General features: G+C 71.3%; 14 protein-coding genes. 9 read left to right on the top strand and 5 right to left on the bottom strand.

Going from position 1 to position 17,079, the window contains the following annotated elements:
* Positions 1 to 35: 35 nt before the first annotated feature.
* The 9 genes from JNX00_RS05920 (at position 36) to JNX00_RS05880 (ending at position 11,364) form a co-directional block, all read left to right on the top strand.
* The gene (locus JNX00_RS05920) at positions 36 to 2,258 is read left to right on the top strand and encodes a TonB-dependent hemoglobin/transferrin/lactoferrin family receptor (RefSeq protein ID WP_204744378.1); all 2,223 of its coding nucleotides are present in this window, start codon (positions 36 to 38) and stop codon (positions 2,256 to 2,258) included.
* A gap of 20 nt (positions 2,259 to 2,278) precedes the next feature.
* Complete coding sequence (locus tag JNX00_RS05915; RefSeq protein WP_204744377.1) at positions 2,279 to 3,352, top strand: ChuX/HutX family heme-like substrate-binding protein; 1,074 nt, start codon at positions 2,279 to 2,281, stop codon at positions 3,350 to 3,352.
* Between the two features lie 8 nt (positions 3,353 to 3,360).
* Complete coding sequence (locus JNX00_RS05910) at positions 3,361 to 4,251, top strand: ABC transporter substrate-binding protein (RefSeq protein WP_070398962.1); 891 nt, start codon at positions 3,361 to 3,363, stop codon at positions 4,249 to 4,251.
* 88 nt (positions 4,252 to 4,339) lie between these two features.
* Positions 4,340 to 5,356 (top strand): iron ABC transporter permease, encoded by a 1,017-nt coding sequence (locus JNX00_RS05905; RefSeq protein WP_239478322.1) that lies wholly within the window; start codon positions 4,340 to 4,342, stop codon positions 5,354 to 5,356.
* A complete protein-coding gene (locus tag JNX00_RS05900; protein WP_083293144.1) occupies positions 5,353 to 6,159 on the top strand; it encodes a heme ABC transporter ATP-binding protein in 807 nt (268 codons plus the stop codon). Before JNX00_RS05905 ends, JNX00_RS05900 begins: the two co-directional genes overlap by 4 nt.
* A gap of 113 nt (positions 6,160 to 6,272) precedes the next feature.
* The gene (locus tag JNX00_RS05895) at positions 6,273 to 6,863 is read left to right on the top strand and encodes a GbsR/MarR family transcriptional regulator (RefSeq protein WP_070398964.1); all 591 of its coding nucleotides are present in this window, start codon (positions 6,273 to 6,275) and stop codon (positions 6,861 to 6,863) included.
* A 25-nt stretch (positions 6,864 to 6,888) separates the two neighbouring features.
* Positions 6,889 to 8,250 (top strand): cytochrome ubiquinol oxidase subunit I, encoded by a 1,362-nt coding sequence (locus JNX00_RS05890; protein WP_070398965.1) that lies wholly within the window; start codon positions 6,889 to 6,891, stop codon positions 8,248 to 8,250.
* 18 nt (positions 8,251 to 8,268) lie between these two features.
* Positions 8,269 to 9,267 (top strand): cytochrome d ubiquinol oxidase subunit II, encoded by a 999-nt coding sequence (locus JNX00_RS05885; RefSeq protein WP_204744375.1) that lies wholly within the window; start codon positions 8,269 to 8,271, stop codon positions 9,265 to 9,267.
* Between the two features lie 153 nt (positions 9,268 to 9,420).
* Positions 9,421 to 11,364 carry a metallophosphoesterase gene (locus JNX00_RS05880; RefSeq protein ID WP_204744374.1) on the top strand — a complete coding sequence of 648 codons (1,944 nt, stop codon included), beginning with the start codon at positions 9,421 to 9,423 and terminating at the stop codon, positions 11,362 to 11,364.
* A gap of 57 nt (positions 11,365 to 11,421) precedes the next feature.
* Here JNX00_RS05880 and guaD read toward each other — a convergent pair whose 3' ends face one another.
* The 5 genes from guaD to JNX00_RS05855 form a co-directional block, all read right to left on the bottom strand.
* Positions 11,422 to 12,705: a guanine deaminase gene (gene guaD, locus JNX00_RS05875; RefSeq protein ID WP_204744373.1), complete on the bottom strand. Its 1,284-nt coding sequence runs from the start codon at positions 12,703 to 12,705 to the stop codon at positions 11,422 to 11,424.
* A gap of 79 nt (positions 12,706 to 12,784) precedes the next feature.
* Entirely contained in the window at positions 12,785 to 13,882 is a 1,098-nt protein-coding gene (locus JNX00_RS05870) for a BMP family ABC transporter substrate-binding protein (RefSeq protein ID WP_204744372.1), read from the bottom strand.
* A gap of 107 nt (positions 13,883 to 13,989) precedes the next feature.
* Positions 13,990 to 14,853, bottom strand: a complete 864-nt coding sequence (locus tag JNX00_RS05865) for a hypothetical protein (protein ID WP_204744371.1) — start codon at positions 14,851 to 14,853, stop codon at positions 13,990 to 13,992.
* Positions 14,854 to 15,023: 170 nt separating this feature from the next.
* Positions 15,024 to 16,034, bottom strand: a complete 1,011-nt coding sequence (locus JNX00_RS05860) for an adenosine deaminase (RefSeq protein WP_204744370.1) — start codon at positions 16,032 to 16,034, stop codon at positions 15,024 to 15,026.
* 2 nt (positions 16,035 to 16,036) lie between these two features.
* Positions 16,037 to 17,032: an aromatic ring-hydroxylating dioxygenase subunit alpha gene (locus tag JNX00_RS05855; RefSeq protein ID WP_204744369.1), complete on the bottom strand. Its 996-nt coding sequence runs from the start codon at positions 17,030 to 17,032 to the stop codon at positions 16,037 to 16,039.
* Between the last annotated feature and the right edge of the window lie 47 nt (positions 17,033 to 17,079).

The following is a 17,079-nucleotide window of genomic DNA, read 5'->3' as shown; positions in this document are numbered from 1 at the left end:
GCCCGTGTCTTTCACCACAAACACCGGGTGCCCTCGTGCCACGCCTTCGCCTTTTCCCTTCTTCCGCCCTCCACCCCGTCGCGCTGGCCTGCGCGCTGCTCGCGGCCGCGCCGGTCCATGCGCAAACCGTCCCCGGCTCCGCCACGCAGGTCGCCCCCGGCTCGCTCAAGCCCGTGGTGGTGTCCGGCTCGCGCAGCGAGCGTGAGCTAGAGGAAGTGCCCGCGCGCATCGACGTGATCGAAGGCGAGGCCTTGGACCCCACCCGGGCCCAAGACATCCGCGAGCTGGTTCGCGAGCTGCCCAACGTGGAGGTCAAGCGCGCGCCGCAGCGCTTCGGCGCGGTCAGCGGCTCCACCGGCCGCGACGGCAACGCGGGCTTCAACATCCGCGGCCTGGACGGCAACCGCGTGCTGCTCACGGTGGACGGCATCCGCATGCCGCGCGAACTCAACAACCAGGTGTTCGGCGCCGCCGCATTCGGCCGCGACTACTACGACCTCGGCCTGATCTCGCGCGTGGAGATCCTGCGCGGCGCGGCCTCGGCGCTCCACGGCTCCGACGGCCTGGCCGGCATGGTGGCCATGACCACCACCGCGCCCAAGGACCTGCTAAAGGAGGGCCAGACCTTCGGCGGCCGCGCGGGCGTGCGCGCCGACACCGAGGACAAGAGCGCGGGCACGGGGCTCACGCTGGCCGGCATCGCCAGCGACCGCCTGCAGTGGCTGGGCAGCGTGCAGGTGGGCCGCGCCCGCGAACTGGACAACAAGGGCGACAACCGCTCGCTCAACAGCAACCGCACCGCCCCCAACCCGCAGAAAGACCGCAGCGTCTCAGCGCTGGGCAAGATCGTGCTCACGCCCGGCGCGGGCCAGACCCACACCTTCACCCTCGAACACGTCGACAAGAACACCGCGGTCGAGGGCTACACGGGCCGCTCGCCCACGGTCACCGGCGTGCAGGACCTCGATGGCACCAGCGAGATGCAGCGCACGCGCGCCAGCTGGGACGGCCGCTTCTTCCTCCAGTCCGCCTGGGCCGACACGCTGCGCGCCACCCTGGGCTACCAGCAGTCGCGCTCGCGCGAGTGGTCGCGCGAGGTCCGCACCGCCCTGCCCACCGTGCGCGAACGCGACGTGCGCTACGAGGAAGACCTCTGGCAGGCCGTGCTGCAGGCCGAGCGCACGCGCCCGCTCGGCAACGGCTGGGCCCATACCCTGGTCTACGGCGCCGACGTGTCGGTGGCCGAACTCGACAACCTGGTCACTGGCGTGGCCGGCCCGGCCTACGAAACCTACCCGCTGCAGCGCTTCCCCAAGACGCGCGAGACCAACAGCGCGTTCTTCCTGCAGAGTGAGTTCGTGAGCGAGCGCTGGAGCGTTATTCCCGCGCTGCGCTACGACCGCTTCTCGCTCAAGCCGCAGAGCAGCCCCCTGTACCAGCTCGCCCCGGCGGCGCTGTCCGACAGCGCGCTCTCGCCCAAGCTGGGCCTGATCCTGCGCCCCCAGCCGCACTGGCAGGTGTTCGCCAACGCGGCGGCCGGCTTCAAGGCGCCAAGCCCGCTGCAGCTCAACAACTTCTTCCAGAACGCGCTCGCCAACTACCGCACCCTGCCCAACCCGGACCTCAAGCCCGAGACCAGCCAGACCCTGGAGCTCGGCGCGCGCGGCGAGCACGGCCGGCTGAACTGGTTGGTCACCGCCTTCACCGGCCGCTACAAAGACTTCATCGAGGACAACGTGCGGGTCGGCGGCACGGGCGCGCCGGGCAATCCCATCCTGTTCCAGGCCGTCAACCGCGGCCGCGTCAAGCTCAGCGGCGTCGAACTCGAAGGCCGCTGGACCGTGACGCCGGCCACCACGCTCAAGCTGGCCTATGGCCGGACCAAGGGCCGCGACACCTTGCTGAACCAGCCGCTGAACTCGGTGAACCCGGCCAAGCTGGTGCTGGGCGTGGACCACCGCATCGCCGACTGGACCCTGGGCGCCGTGCTCACGCACGCGCTGGCCAAGGACAGCGAGGACATCGACCGCAGCAGCACGCCGCAGCAGTTCGCCACGCCCGCCTGGACCACGCTGGACCTGCGCGCCACCTGGCGCATCACCCCCCGCACGCGCCTGAGCGCGGCGATCCACAACCTGACGGACCGTAAGTACTGGCTGTGGAGCAGCGTGCAAGGCGTGGCCGGCAACCTGGCCACGCTGGACGCCTACACCTCGCCCGGCCGCAGCCTGTCGCTGGCGCTGGTCACCGACTTCTGAGCCCCACAAGGAGAACCCGCATGGAGATCCACGACATCCGCACCGCCTACCAGGCCGCGCGCGCCCAGGGTCGGCGCGCGCGCGACGCCGCCGAATCCATCGGCGTGAGCGAGGGCGCCGCGCTGGCCGCGCACATCGGCGCCGACGAAGGTCCCACGCGCGCCGTCGCGCTCAGGGCCGACTGGCTCGCGCTGCTGCGGTCACTCAAGCCCTGCGGGCCGCTGCTCGCGCTCACGCGCAACGAGGGCGCGGTACACGAGAAGACCGGCGTCTACGACAAGCTCTCCGGCGAAGGCGCCATCGGCCTGGCGCTGGGCGAGGACATCGACCTGCGCCTTTTTTTCCACCAATGGCACGCGGGCCTGGCGGTGACCGAGTGGACGCAGAACCCAGGCAGCGAAGCCCTGCCCAGCCTGCAGTTCTTCGACCGCCACGGCACCGCCGTGCACAAGATCTTCTTGCGCGAGACCAGCGACCGCGCGGCCTGGCGCCGCGTGGTCGAGCAGTGGCAGGATCCGGCCGCCACGCCCGCCTTCGAGGCCCCGGCCTCGCCCGCCACCGAGACCCCCGCGCGGGTCGACGCCAAGGCCTTCTCCGAGGCCTGGGGCGCCATGACCGACACGCACCAGTTCTTCCCGCTGCTGCGCCAATTCGGGGTCGAGCGGCGCCAGGGCTTCCGCCTGGTCGAAGGCCGCTACACGCGCCGCGTGGAGCGCGGCGCCGTGCGCGAAACGCTCACCGACGCCGCCTTCAACGGCACGCCCATCATGGTCTTCGTGGGCAGCCCGGGCTGCATCCAGATCCACACCGGGCCGGTGAAGCGCGTGGAGCCGCTGGAGATGAACGGCCAGGCCTGGCTCAACGTGCTCGATCCCGGCTTCAACCTGCACCTGCGCGAGGACCTGATCGACGAGGCCTGGGTGGTGGAGAAGCCCACCAGCGACGGCGTCGTCACCTCGCTGGAGGCCTTCGACGCGCGAGGCGAGCTCATGGCCATGTTCTTCGGCGCGCGCAAGCCCGGCCAGCCCGAGCGCGGCGCCTGGCGCGACGTGCTGGCGCAGCGGCCCACGCTGGACGCGCCCACCCCGGCCTGAGGCGCGCCATGGCACCCACCCGCGTCCCCCCGCGCCGCCGCGCGCTGCTGCGCGCCACCGCCGCCCTGGTCGCCGGCACCGCCCTGCCCGCCTTCGCTGCGGCGCCACCGCGCGCGCCACGCCTGGTCACCGTGGGCGGCGGCATCACCGAGGTGGTCTACGCGCTCGGCGCGCAGGACCTGCTGGTGGGCACCGACACCACCAGCCTCTACCCCGCCGCCGCGCTGGCCACGCCCAAAGTCGGCTACCTGCGCCAGCTCTCCGCCGAAGGCCTGCTCGCGCTGCGGCCCGACACCGTCATCGCGCCAGGCGACGCGGGGCCGCCCGTGGTGCTCGACCAGCTGCGCTCGGCCGGCGTGACGGTCGATCTGATCGAGAGCAGCCACGACTGGGGCGAGGTGCGCCGCAAGGTGCAGGCCGTGGGCCGCGCCGCGTCGAAGGCGCGCGCGGCACAGGACCTGCTGGTCGCGCTGGACGCGCAATGGGACCAGGCCTTGCGGCGCGTGCGCGCGCACGCCGGCCCCGCGCCCCGCGTGCTGTTCGTGCTCGCGCACGGCGGCAGCCCCATGGTGGCCGGCGAGGCCACGGCGGCCCACGCCCTGATCGGCTTCGCCGGCGCGCGCAACGCCCTCTCGGGTTTCAAGGGCTACCGCCCGATGACGGCCGAGGCCATGGCCGCCGCCGCGCCGCACGCGATCCTCACCACCACGCAGGGCCTGGACGCCATCGGTGGCGAGGCCGCCTTCTGGCGCCGCCCCGAACTGCCGCTCACGCCCGCCTGGCGGCGCCGCGACAGCGGCCGCGCCCTCGTGCACCTGGACGCGCTCGAACTGCTGGGCTTCGGCCCGCGCCTGCCCCGCGTGGTGGGCGAGTTGCACCAGCGCCTGGTGGCCGCGTGAGCGCCGTTCGCAAGAGGATGCCGTGAGCACGCTCGCGCGCGCGAGCGCCTCGCCCTGGCCACCGGCGCAGCGGCGCGGCCCCTGGACCCTGGCCCTGTTGGGCCTGCTGCTCGCGCTGTGCGCGCTGTGGGCCGCCGGCCGGGGCGCCTACGGCCTGCCGCTGCGCGAACTGCCCCCGCTGCTGTGGGGCGCGCTCGGCCGTGGCGCCGAGGCCGCGCGCAGCGGGCCCGAACTGGTCTTCTTCAACATCCGCCTGCCACGCCTGCTGCTCGGCGTGGCCGCGGGCGCCGGGCTGGGCATGGCCGGCGCGCTCATGCAGGGCCTGTTCCGCAACCCGCTGGCCGATCCCGGCCTCATCGGCGTGAGCAGCGGCGCGGCGCTGGCGGCGGGCGCCACCATCGTGCTGGGCGCCACCTGGTTCCCCGAGCTGCCGCGCGCCCTGGGCAGCTGGCCGCTGGTGCTGATGGCCTTCGCGGGCGGGCTGGCGGTCACGGGCCTGATCTACCTGCTCTCGCGCAGCGAAGGCGGCACCCGCGTCGGCCTGATGCTGCTCGCCGGCATCGCGGTCAACGCGCTGGCGGGCGCGGGCCTGGGCCTGCTGAACTTCCTGGCCACCGACGAACAGCTGCGCAACCTGCAGTTCTGGCTGCTCGGCAGCCTCGGCGGCGCGCGCTGGAGCGCGGTGCTGCTGGTCGCAGGCATCACCACCGCCGCGCTGGCCATCGGCCTGCGCCTGGCGGGCGCGCTCAACGCGCTGGCGCTGGGCGAGGCGCAGGCCGTGATGCTGGGCGTACGCGTGGAAGGCCTCAAGCGCCTGTGCGTCGTGGTCACGGCGCTCGCGGTGGGCGCGGTCACGGCCACCACCGGCACCATCGGTTTCATCGGCCTGGTGGCGCCCCACATCGTGCGCCTGCTCGCCGGCGCCGACCACCGCTGGGTGCTGCCGGGCTCGGCCCTGCTCGGCGCCTGCCTGGTGCTGGTGGCCGACGCCTGGGCGCGCACGGCGCTGGCGCCGGCCGAGCTGCCGCTGGGCGTGATCACCGCCGGGGTGGGTGTGCCCTTCTTCCTGGCCCTGCTGCGCAGTGCGCACGCAAGGACGCTGTGAGCGGCGGCGGCGACCCGAAGCGGCTGCACGCCGAGGGCCTGTGCGTGCGCCATGGCGCGCGCGAGGTGCTCAAGGGCGTCGACCTGCAGCTGCGCGCGGGCGAGGTGGGTGTGATCCTGGGCCCCAACGGCGCGGGCAAGTCCACGCTGCTGGGCACGCTGGGCGGCCTGCAACGCACCGACGCCGGCCGCGTGTGGCTCAACGGGCAGCCACTGCACACCGGCAGCGCGGCCGGCTTCGCCCGCCACCGCGCTTACCTGCCGCAGGACCTGGTACCCGCCTTCGACTTCACCGCGCAAGCGGTGGTGGAACTGGGCCGCTACCCGCACCGCCAGCACCCCGAACCCGATGAGGCCGCCATCGTGCGCGCCGCCATGCGCCGCGCCTCGGTCGAGGCGCTGGCGCGGCGCGGCATCCGCCAGCTCAGCGGCGGCGAGCGCGCGCGCGTGCAGCTGGCGCGCGCCATGGCCCAGGTCTGGCGGCCCTGCGCCGACGGCCTGCCGCGCTGGCTGCTGCTGGACGAACCCACCGCCGCGCTGGACCTGCAGCACCAGCACCAGAGCCTAAGCGCGCTGCGCGACTGGTCGCGCGAGCAGGGCATCGGTGTGCTGATGGTGTTGCATGACCTCAACCTCGCGCTGCGCTACGCCGACCGCGCGTGGGTGCTGGCGCATGGCCAGGTGGTGGCCCACGGCGCCACCGCCGACGCCCTCACCGCCGACCTGGTGCGTGCGGTCTGGCGCGTCAAGGCCCACCCGGTGCTCGACCCGGCGGGCGTGCCGCAGTTCGTCATGACCCCCTGAGGCCCGGCCGGCCGGGCCGTCCAGGCCGCCGGCCCTCAGCGAAGGCCCTCAGGCCAATTCTGGAATTTCAGTAATTTCTGAAACTTCAGGCCAAACCGGCTACAGTGCCGGCCATGCCGCTGCAAGACCACCTCCCACCCCTCAACCGCGAGTTCGTCGCCCACTTCGGGGAGATGGGCAGCCGCTGGGGCATCAACCGCACCGTGGGGCAGATCTACGCCCTGCTCTACCTCTCGGACCAGGCGCTGTGCGCCGATGAGATCGCCGAAACCCTGGAGTTCTCGCGCTCCAACGTCAGCATGGGCCTGAAGGAGCTGCAGGCCTGGCGCCTGGTGCGGCTGCGCCACCAGCCGGGCGACCGCCGCGAGTACTTCGAGGCGCCGGCGGACGTGTGGGAGATCTTCCGCGTGCTGGCCGAAGAGCGCCGCCGGCGCGAGATCGAGCCCACCCTGTCCATGCTGCGCACCGCGCTGCTGGAGACGCCCAAGTCCGAGGCCGAGCGCCACGCGCAGCAGCGCATGCGCGAGATGCACGACCTCATCGACCGCCTCATGACCTGGTTCGACGACGTGCAGAAGCTCGCGCCCGAGACGGCCTTGCAACTCATGGGCATGGGCGCTACGGTCACGCGTGTGCTCGAGATCAAGGACCGCCTGACCGGCAAGGCCCCCGCGCGCGGCGACAAGGCCGGCAAAGCGGCCTGACCCAGAACCCGAAGGAGCGCCCGCCATGGAATTCGACACCCTGCTGCTCTCGCGCCTGCAGTTCGCCGCGAACATCAGTTTCCACATCCTCTTTCCCACCATCACCATCGCCCTGGGCTGGTTCCTGCTGTTCTTCCGCCTGCGCTTCGTGCGCACGCGCGAACAGGCCTGGGAGGAGGCCTATTACTTCTGGACCAAGGTGTTCGCGCTGAGCTTCGCGCTGGGCGTGGTCTCGGGCGTCACCATGAGCTTCCAGTTCGGCACCAACTGGCCGGGCTTCATGGAAAAGGCCGGCAACATCGCCGGCCCGCTGCTGGGCTACGAGGTGCTCACCGCCTTCTTCCTGGAGGCCAGCTTCCTCGGCATCATGCTGTTCGGCCGGGGCCGCGTGAGCGAGCGCGTGCACCTCATCGCCACCTTCCTCGTCGCGCTGGGCACCACGTTCTCGGCCTTCTGGATCCTCAGCCTCAACTCCTGGATGCAGACGCCGGCGGGCGCCGAGATCGTCAAGGGCGAGTTCATTGCGGTGGACTGGTTCGCCATCGTCTTCAACCCCTCCTTCCCCTACCGCCTGGCGCACAAGCTGCTGGCCTCGGGGCTCACCGCGTCCTTCCTCATCGCGGGGCTGTGCGCCTGGCAGCTCCTCAAAGGCAGCGCCACCGGCGGCACGCACAAGGCGCTGCGCACCGCCGTGTTCGCGGCCGCGCTCATCGCCCCGGTGCAGATCTTCGTGGGCGACCTGCACGGCCTCAACACACTGAAACACCAGCCGGCCAAGGTCGCCGCGATCGAAGCCGTCTGGGAAACCGAGAAGGGCGCCGCCCTCACGCTGTTCGGCATCCCCGACGAAAAGGCCGGCACCACGCATTACGCCGTCAAGGTGCCCAAGCTGGGCAGCCTCATCCTCACGCACGAGTGGGAGGGCGAGCTGCGGGGCATCGCCGACTTCCCGAACGCGCACCCGCCCGTGGCCCCGGTGTTCTATGCCTTCCGCGTCATGGTGGGCGTGGGCTCGCTGATGCTGCTCGTCGCGCTGTGGGGCGTGTACAAGCTGTGGCCGCAGCGCGGCGACGCGCGCACCCGGCTGCCGCGCCCGCTGCTGTGGACCCTGGCGGCCATGACGTTCTCGGGCTGGCTGGCCACGCTGGCGGGCTGGTACGTCACCGAGATCGGCCGCCAGCCCTTCATCGTCTATGGCCTGCTGCGCACGGCCGACGTGGCCACCACCATCGCCTCGGGCCACGTGGCGCTCACGCTCGCGGCCTACCTCACCGTCTACGGCCTGCTGCTGATCACCTACGTGGGCGTGCTCAAGTACATGGCCGAGCATCCCGTGAAGCACGCGCCCGAAGCGCCGCATGGCGAACTGGGCAAGGCCGGCGCCTGAACCTCGACGGAGATCCACATGACCTGGGCCGAATTCCTCCCCCTGATCTTCATGGCCGTGATGGGCCTGGCGCTGCTGGCCTACGTGGTGCTCGACGGCTACGACCTCGGCGTGGGCCTGCTGCTGCCGCTGGGCGAGCGCGACCAGAAGGACACCATGATCGCCAGCATCGGCCCCTTCTGGGACGCCAACGAAACCTGGCTGGTGCTGGGCGTGGGCGTGCTGCTGGTGGCGTTTCCCAAGGCGCACGGCATCGTGCTGCAGGCGCTGTACCTGCCGGTGGCGGTCATGCTGGTGGGCCTGATCCTGCGCGGCGTGGCCTTCGACTTTCGCGTCAAGGCGCCCACCCGGTACCTGCCGTTCTGGAACCGCGCCTTCTTCGCCGGATCGCTGGCCGCCAGCATGGCCCAGGGCTGGATGCTGGGCAGCTACATCACCGGTTTCGACACCGGCCCGATCGGCACGCTGTTCAGCCTGGGCATCGCCGTCACGCTGCCCGCGGCCTACCTGCTGCTGGGCGCGGGCTGGCTCATCATGAAAACCGAGGGCGAGCTGCGGCACCGGGCCGTGGGCTGGGCGCGCCGCGCCCTGTGGCCCATGGGCGTGGCGCTGCTGGCCATTTCGGCGGCCACGCCGCTGGTGAACCCGGCGGTGGTCGAAAAGTGGTTCGGCCTGCCGCAGATCTTCGCCCTGCTGCCGGTGCCGCTGATCTGCGCGGCGGCCTTCTTCGCCGTGCATTGGGTGGTCACGCGGCCGAACCTCATCGACGCCGGCTATGGCTGGCTGGTGTTCGTGAACACCGTGCTGATCTTCGTGCTGGCCTTCTTCGGCCTGGCCTACAGCATCTTCCCGGACATCGTGATCGGCCGGCTCACGCTGTGGGACGCGGCGGCGGCCACGGGCTCGCTGACCGTCATCTTCATCGGCGTGGCGATCACGCTGCCGGTGATCGTCGTGTACACGATTTATTTGTACCGCGTCTTCTGGGGCAAGGCGCACCCGCTCACCTACAACTGAGTCCGGCGGCCCACCCGCCGGTGGGCCTGCACCCTGGCGAATGCGCCGCGCCGGTTCCGAACGGCCGCGCATTCACGCGAATGCCATGGGGCTTCCCGATCATTGGTGCGCCAACAGTTTTTCGTTGGCACCACCACAACGCGGAAGACCTCCATGCTCGCCAACAACAATGCCCGACCCCGTGCCAGCGCGCTCGCGCTGGCTGCCAGCCTCACGCTCGCCGCCTGCGGGGGTGGCGGTGGCGGCGCCACCGACAGCGCCACCCCGCCCAGCCCGCCACCCAGCACCCACCCGACACCAACCACGCTCAAGATCGGCGTGATGCCCGACACCCAGGGCAGCAACTCCGGCGTGGCCCTGCACCCCATGAAGGCGGTGCTCGACTTCCATGTGCAGCAAGGCGTGAAGATCGTGCTCGCCGTCGGCGACCTGGTCGAGAACGGCACGCCGCAGGAATACGCGATGTGGCGCGGACTGGCCGACCAGTACAAGGACAAGCTGACCATCCTGCCCGTGATGGGCAACCACGAGCCCAAGGGAACGGACCAGGACTGGCACGACACCGTCGAGTCCCTCATCCCGGCCGACGCCGAGCACATGCCCGGCTCCCGCAACAAAAACTACGCGCTGGTGCGCGACAACGTGCTGCTGATCAACATCTCCTACGGTTGGTTCGAGCGCGCCTACGGCTTCGTCGAGGCCATGGTCAACAAGCACGCGGCCAAGGTCGACCACATCATCCTGCAGACGCACAACTCCTTCGCCGGCAGCCGCTACGGCCTGGTGCGCGAGAACATCGTCGACGGCAGCATCTCCATCGTGAACGACGTGCTGTTCCGCGACGCCTACGACAAGTACCGCCAGCTGCTCGCGGCGCACGACGTGATCTATGTGAGCGGCCATGAGCACCACTACTCGCGCAGCCTGATCCGCGACGACACCGACCGCCCCTTCCTGCAGATCATCTCCGGCAACGCCGCCTACAAGGGCTACGAAACCCGCTTCAGCGAGCACGAGCGCATCCAGGACTACCTGATGATGAAGGTGCAGAGCGACAGCACCGGCTTCGTCGACGTCAACGCCTCGGTGTTCGAGGTGACGGGGCCGACGATCGACTACCGCTCCTACTTCGTCACCCATTCGGTGCTCAGCAACGCCGCCGCGCTGCAGCAGCTGGACAACCCGAGCTGGACGCTGATGGACCGCTTCGTTCGCACCCGCGACCGCTGCGCCAAGACCGTCTACCCCTCCAGCGTGCCCAGCGACATCCAGCGCAATGGCGCCTACGACCCCTCGTACCGCACCAGCCCCTGCACATCGGCCGGCGGCAGCCGCGCGCGCCTGCTCGATGGCGTGAACAACACCTTCAACCGCCACGACACGCGCACCCGCACCATGAGCGCCACGCCAGGCTATTCCTTCGCGAACAGCAACCTGGAGATGGAGTCCATGATGTACCGCTACCTCTTCCAGCGCCACCAGAGCTACAGCCCCAACCTCAACAACAGCCAGCGCGCGCGCGTGATCAACGTCGGCGCGCCCGACGAGGAAGTGGAGGTGCGCGGCACCACCATCGACCTGAAGAAGCAGGTACTGCTGAACTGGCAGGCGAAGGGCGCGGCCACCCTGAGCGACGAGCTGATCGTCAGCGGCATCAGCGGGCAGGGTGGCACCTACATCGACCCGTACGGCGTCGCCAAGGACATCGCCACCGACACCGGCCTGGCCGGCAGCTACGGCAACGGCACCGAGCTGGGCAAGGCGCCGGTGGTGCTGCCCACGCACGCCACCAAGGCCTGGGCGCTGAGCGAGGCCACCGTGGGCGACAGCTACGTGCTCGAGTTCACCGCGCCCGCCGGTCGCACCGCGGCCAACAGCGCGATCGCCCGTTACGACACCGCGGCACGCGCCTGGGTGCCGCTGGCCGACGCCGGCTGCGTGAGCGCGCAGGCCTACCAGACCGGCTACCTCACGGCCCTGCCCCCCGACGTGAACGCCAGCTGCGGCAACACCACCGTGGTGGGTTTCGACGCCGGCCGGGGCGCCTTCTGGGCCCGCCTGAACCGCGACGACCGCCTGGCCATCGTGGCGCGTTGACGGCGGGCGGGTGGGCGGGTGCCCGCCCGTGCCGGGCCGCGCCCGCGCGGACGGGCCCTAGCGGCCGTTGACCACGGTGCGCGCGACCACGCGGTCGTCGCCCAACACGATCAGGGCGAACAGGAACTCGTCCAGGCTGTCGGCCTGGGCGGTCTTGCGCGCCAGCAGTGGCGTGGCCTTGGGGTCCAGCACCACGAAGTCGGCCTCATGACCCGGCTGCAGGTTGCCCACCACGCCTTGCAGGCCCAGTGCGCGCGCCGCGCCCGCCGTGTGCTGCCACCAGAGCTGCCCGGGCGAGAGGCTCAATCCCGGCTTGGTCTGGCCCTCGCGGCCCACCGTGTAGGCCGCCAGCATGGTGCGAAACGGCGAGAAGCTGGTGCCGCCGCCCACGTCGCTGGCCAGGCCATAGCCCATGCCGGCCGCGTCGGCGGCCCGGTAGTCGAAGAAGCCGCTGCCCAGGAACAGGTTGCTCGTGGGGCTCACGGCGGCCACGGCCCCGGTGGCCGCCATGCGTTCGCGATCGGCCTGGCTCAGGTGGATGCAATGCGCGTAGACGGCGCGCTCGCGCAGCAGGCCGAAGTCCTCGTACACGCCGAGGTAGCTGCGGCTGTTGGGGAAAAGCTCCAGGGCCCAGCGCACCTCGTCGAGGTTCTCGGCCACGTGCGACTGGATCCAGACCTCGCGGTGGACCGCCGCCAGTTCGCCCGCGCCGCGCAGCTGCGCGGGCGTGCTGGTGGGCGCAAAGCGCGGCGTGATCGCGTAACCCAGCCGGTCCACGCCATGCCAGCGGCGGATCAAGGCCTCGGTGTCGAGCAGGCTTCGTTCGGTGTCGTCGCGCACGCCCTCGGGGCTGTGCCGGTCCTGCAGCACCTTGCCGGTGATGAAGCGCAGGCCGCGCGCGCGGGCCTCCTCGAAAGCCGCGTCCACCGAGACCGGGTGCGAGGTGGCGAAGGTGAGCGCGGTGGTGACGCCGTTGCGCGCCAGTTCGTCGAAGAAGAAGCGCGCCACCTCGCGCGCGTGAACGGGGTCGTGGAAGCGCGATTCGTGGGGGAAGGTGTAGCGCTCCAGCCAGGGCAGCAGACCGGCGGCGGGCGCGCCAATCACATCGGTCTGCGGGTAGTGCACGTGCATGTCGATGAAGCCCGGCGCGATCAGATGGCCGCGCAGGTCGTGCACGGCCACGCCGGGGTAACGGTCGATCAGCGCGCCATGTGCACCGGCCGCGCGCACCACGGCACGGCCTTGGTGGTCCGGCCCGATCACCAGCAGGCCGTCGTCGTCGAACTGGGGGGCGCCGCTGTCCTCGTCGAAGCGCAGCAGGCTGGCACGGTAGGCATTCATGGCCGGGAGCCTACACGGCCCGGCGCACACTGTCATACGGCCGCGCCGATGCGGCCTATGCCCGCCGCAGGAGGCGGTTTCAGTTCAAGCTGCCTTGCACGCCCTCAACGAACCAGTTCATCGTCAGGATCTGCTCGTCGCTCAGGCGCTGCCCGGCCGCGATGACTGTCTGGCCGTTCTGGCCGCGCACCGGGGCCGAGGCGGGCGCCGCAAACACCGCCAGGCGGCCGGCGGCCATGTCGGCCTGGCGCGCGTTCACCTCTTTCTGCACGGCCTCGGGCACCTTCTTGCCGAAGCCCTCGACGCGGATGAACCCCTGCGCCACCCCGCCCCAGACCTGCTCGCTGCGCCAGCTGCCATCGAGCACGGCCTTCACGCGGCGCGTGTAGTAGTCGCCCCAGCGGTGGGTCACGGCCACCACCTGCGCGTCGGGCGCCACCGCGCGCATGTCGGAGTGGTAGGCCACGGCGAGCTTGCCGCGCTCCTGCGCGGCCACCATCACGGCGGTGCTGCCGGTGTGGAAGGCCAGCACCTCGGCGCCCTGGTTCATCAGCGTCATGGCCGCGTCGCGCTCGCGCGGCGGGTTGAACCACTCGCCCAGCCACACCACCTTCACCGTGGCGCGCGGGTTCACCGAGCGCATGCCCAGGGTGAAGGCGTTGATGCCCTGGATCACCTCGGGAATGGGAAAGCCCGCCAGGTAGCCGGCCTGCGTGGCCAGCCGGCCCGCCGCCACGCCCGCCAGGTAGCGGCCCTCGTAGTAGCGCGCGTTCGCCGTGGCCACGTTGGGCGCGGCCTTGTAGCCGGTGATGGACTCGAACTTCACGTTCGGGAAATCGCGCGCCACCTTCAGCGTGGGCTCCATGTAGCCGAAGCTGGGCGTGAAGATGATGTGGTTGCCCTGCTGCGCGAGGTCGCGGATCACGCGTTCGGCGTCGGCGCCTTCGGCCACGTTCTCCACGTAGCTCGTCTGGACGCGCTCGCCCAGCGCCGCCTGCACGGCCTGGCGGCCGAGCTCGTGCTGGCGCACCCAGCCGGCCTCGGTGAGCGGCGTCACATAGACGAAGGCGGCCTTCACCGGCGGTTTGACCGGCTGGGCCTGAGCGACAAGGGGGGATACCAACACGGCGGCCAATGCCGGCGCGAAGGCGCGCCAGGCCGCGAGGTTTTTGTACATGGTGTTCCTCTACATGGCTTCCGGTGATGAAAAAACGCGAGCCGGGGAAGCACCGGATCGCGTCGGGGCCGTATTGTAGGCGGGCCCTCGACCGCGGGGCCTTCGTCTCACTGGCGCAGGAAGTCCAGGCCGGCCTGGTCCGCGCCCTGCAGTTGCACGTCGCGCTGGCTCGGCGTGTACGAACACCCCAGGCACAGCGGGTCGGACGGCGTCACGGTGTAAGCCCCATCCGGCAGCACGAAACCGTAGGCCCCGAGAGCGTCGACGGCGCGCACCAGGGAGGCCGCGCCGGCGCCCACGGTGATCCAATCGGCCGTGCTCGGCAAGCCGCTGCCGGCCCAACTCACGCCACCCGAGAGGCGGTGGGCCGGCGCCTGGAAGTCCACGTCCCCCACGTCGGCGGACACGATGTCGACGGTGCGCGAGGCCGGCTGGAAGGCGAAGCCGAACGGCCCGGACCGCGGCGTCACCGCATAGCGCCCCGGCGGCAGGCAGCTCAGGGCGTAGTCGCCCCGCGCCGCGCCGCTCATGGGCAAGGCCGTGGCGCTGGCGGGACCGGCCAGCGCCACGCTCACCCCGCTCTCCGCGTAGCCGAGGCCCCAGAGGCCGCCGTCGCTCAGCACACGCCCGGACAGCGCGAACGACGGCCCGGTCTTGCGAATGTCCAGGCGCGCCGTGCCGGTGAGCCCGGCCGTGTCGGTGGCGGTGACGGCGATGCGGTTGGTGCCCGGCACCAGCGGCACGGTGGCGCTCCAGGTGTGCCCGTACAGGCCCAAGAAGGGGCTCGTCTTCACCGACTGGCTGGCCGTGCCGGCGGCGCCCGAGGTCTCATTGCGCCAGGTCACGGTGACCGCGGTCATCTCGACCGCCGAGCCGCCGCAGCAATGCCAATCGGTCGGGCTGATGAAGGCCTCGCCGCTCAGGCCAAGCTCGTTGCACACCGTGTCGGTCGACGCGGGGGCATCGATCACGACCCAGCCCGACGGTGGGGGTGGCGGCACCGAGCCCCCACTGCCGCCACAGGACAACTGAGCCAGCGACAGACCCACGGACAACAGAGCACGCCCAACGCGCATGGCTCACCCCTTGCGATGCGATGGGCCACTCTAGGCCGACCCGGCCGGCCGCAGGATGACGCGCGTCAAGGCGGCGCGCTGGCCGCCTCCAGCCGCGCCAGGTAGCGCCGGCGCGTGTCCTCGTCGATGAAGCTCGCCTCGAAGCTGTTGCGCGCCAGGGTGATGACCTCCTCGCGCGACAGGCCCAGGGCTTCGACGGTCTGCACGAAGTTGGCATTGAGGTAGCCGCCGAAGTAGGCCGGGTCGTCGCTGTTGACGGTGGCGCACAGGCCGGCGTCCAGCAGGCGCTTCATCGGATGCTCGCGCAGGTCGTTCACCACGCAGAGCTTGAGGTTGGACAGCGGACAGACCGTGAGCGGCGTGCGCCGGCGCGCCAGCTCGGCGACCAGCGCGGGGTCGTCCAGGCAACGCACGCCGTGGTCGATGCGCTCGGCCTTCAGGTCGTCCAGCGCGCCCCAGATGTAGGCCGGCGGCCCCTCCTCGCCCGCGTGCGCCACGACATGCAGGCCCAGTTCGCGACAGCGCGCGAACACGCGCGAGAACTTCTCCGGCGGGTGGCCCAGCTCGCTCGAGTCCAGGCCGACGCCGACGAAGTGCTGGCGGTACGGCAAGGCCGCGTCCAGCGTGGCGAAGGCCTCTTCTTCGCTGAGGTGGCGCAGGAAGCACAGGATGAGCCGGCTGGAGATGCCCAACTCGGCCTGCGCCCATTCGCAGGCGCGCTGCAGCCCACCGATGACCACGCCGATGTCCACGCCGCGCGCGGTGTGCGTCTGCGGGTCGAAGAACAGCTCGGCGTGGATCACGCGGTCGGCGTAGGCGCGCTGGAAGTAGGCCCAGGCCATGTCGAAGAAATCGGCCTCGTGCAGCAGCACGCTGGCGCCCGCGTAGTAGATGTCGAGGAAGCTCTGCAGGTTGGTGAAGGCGTAGGCCTCGCGCAGGGCCTCCACGCCGCGGTACGGCAGCTTCACGCCGTTGCGCTGCGCCAGCGCGAAGATCAGTTCGGGTTCGAGCGAGCCTTCGATGTGGATGTGCAGTTCGGCCTTGGGCAGGTGGGCGGCAAGTTCGGCAGGCGACATGGTCAGCAGGTTCCCAGGGCAATGCCCAGTCGTTGAAGGTAGCGGCGGTAGGCGCTGCTCACGCGGTCGGCGGGGCCGTGCACTTCGGCCACGCGGGCGGTGCGGCCGATCGGCAGCGCCTTGGGCGTCTGGGACTCCACCACCGGCCGGTCCTGCGCGAACACCGTGTCCTGGAAGTCGACCAGCGCTTCGTCGCTGGAGCGGTCGTTCTGCGTGGCCATCACGAACCAGGCGGTGCAGGCCTCGTCGCCATCGGGCCGGATGAACAGGGCGATGGCGTTGCGCACCGGGTCGCCATCGCTGGCGTCCTTGCGCAACAGCGCGGCGTAGGGGTGCGGCACCTCGTAGGCGTAGTCCACCCAGGCGCCGCCGCCGGCTTCGGCATAGCCGCGCGGCTGCCAGGCGCGGGCCTTGAGCACCTGAAGGCCTTGCGGGCTTTCGCTGACCACGCCGCCGAGCACCTGCGCGTGTCCGCGTTCGCCCAGCCAGCCTTCGTGCACGAAGCCGAAGTGGCTCAGGTCCAGGAAGTTCTCCACCAGGCGCGGCGCACTGGTGGCCACCGCGTACGGTCCGCAGACCACTCGGCGCCAGCCGGCGTCCCCGGCCTCGGCGAAAGCGGGCGGCGCGTCGGGCAAGCCGGCCGTCGGCGCGTCCAGCCGCACCCACACCAGACCGTGCGCTTCGCGCGCTTCGAAGGCCGTGGTCGCGTGGCCCAGGGGCGGCTGGAAATCGGGCGAGGCCGGCACGTGGCGGCAGCGCCCGCCGGCCTCGAACTGCCAGCCGTGGTACGGGCATTCCAGGCGCGGCCCCTGCACGGTGGTGAGCACGCGCCCCAGCGACAGGCGGGCGCCCCGGTGCGGGCAGCGGTCGGCCCAGGCGTGCACCGCGCCGTGCTCGCGCCACAGCACCAGCGCTTCGCCCAGCAGGCCCCGGGCCAGCGGCGCCTCGCGCAGCGTGAGCGAAGCCACCACGGGATGCCAGAGTTGCCGTTCGATCATGGCCGCCATTCAAACAAAAAGGGCTGCCTTTGGGCAGCCCTTTTCGG

The sequence above is a fragment of the Hydrogenophaga sp. YM1 genome (genome assembly GCF_016903055.1).
GTDB lineage: Bacteria > Pseudomonadota > Gammaproteobacteria > Burkholderiales > Burkholderiaceae_C > Hydrogenophaga > Hydrogenophaga borbori.
Note: the sequence above shows the minus strand (reverse complement) of the source record. Positions and strands in the feature narration are given on the sequence as shown.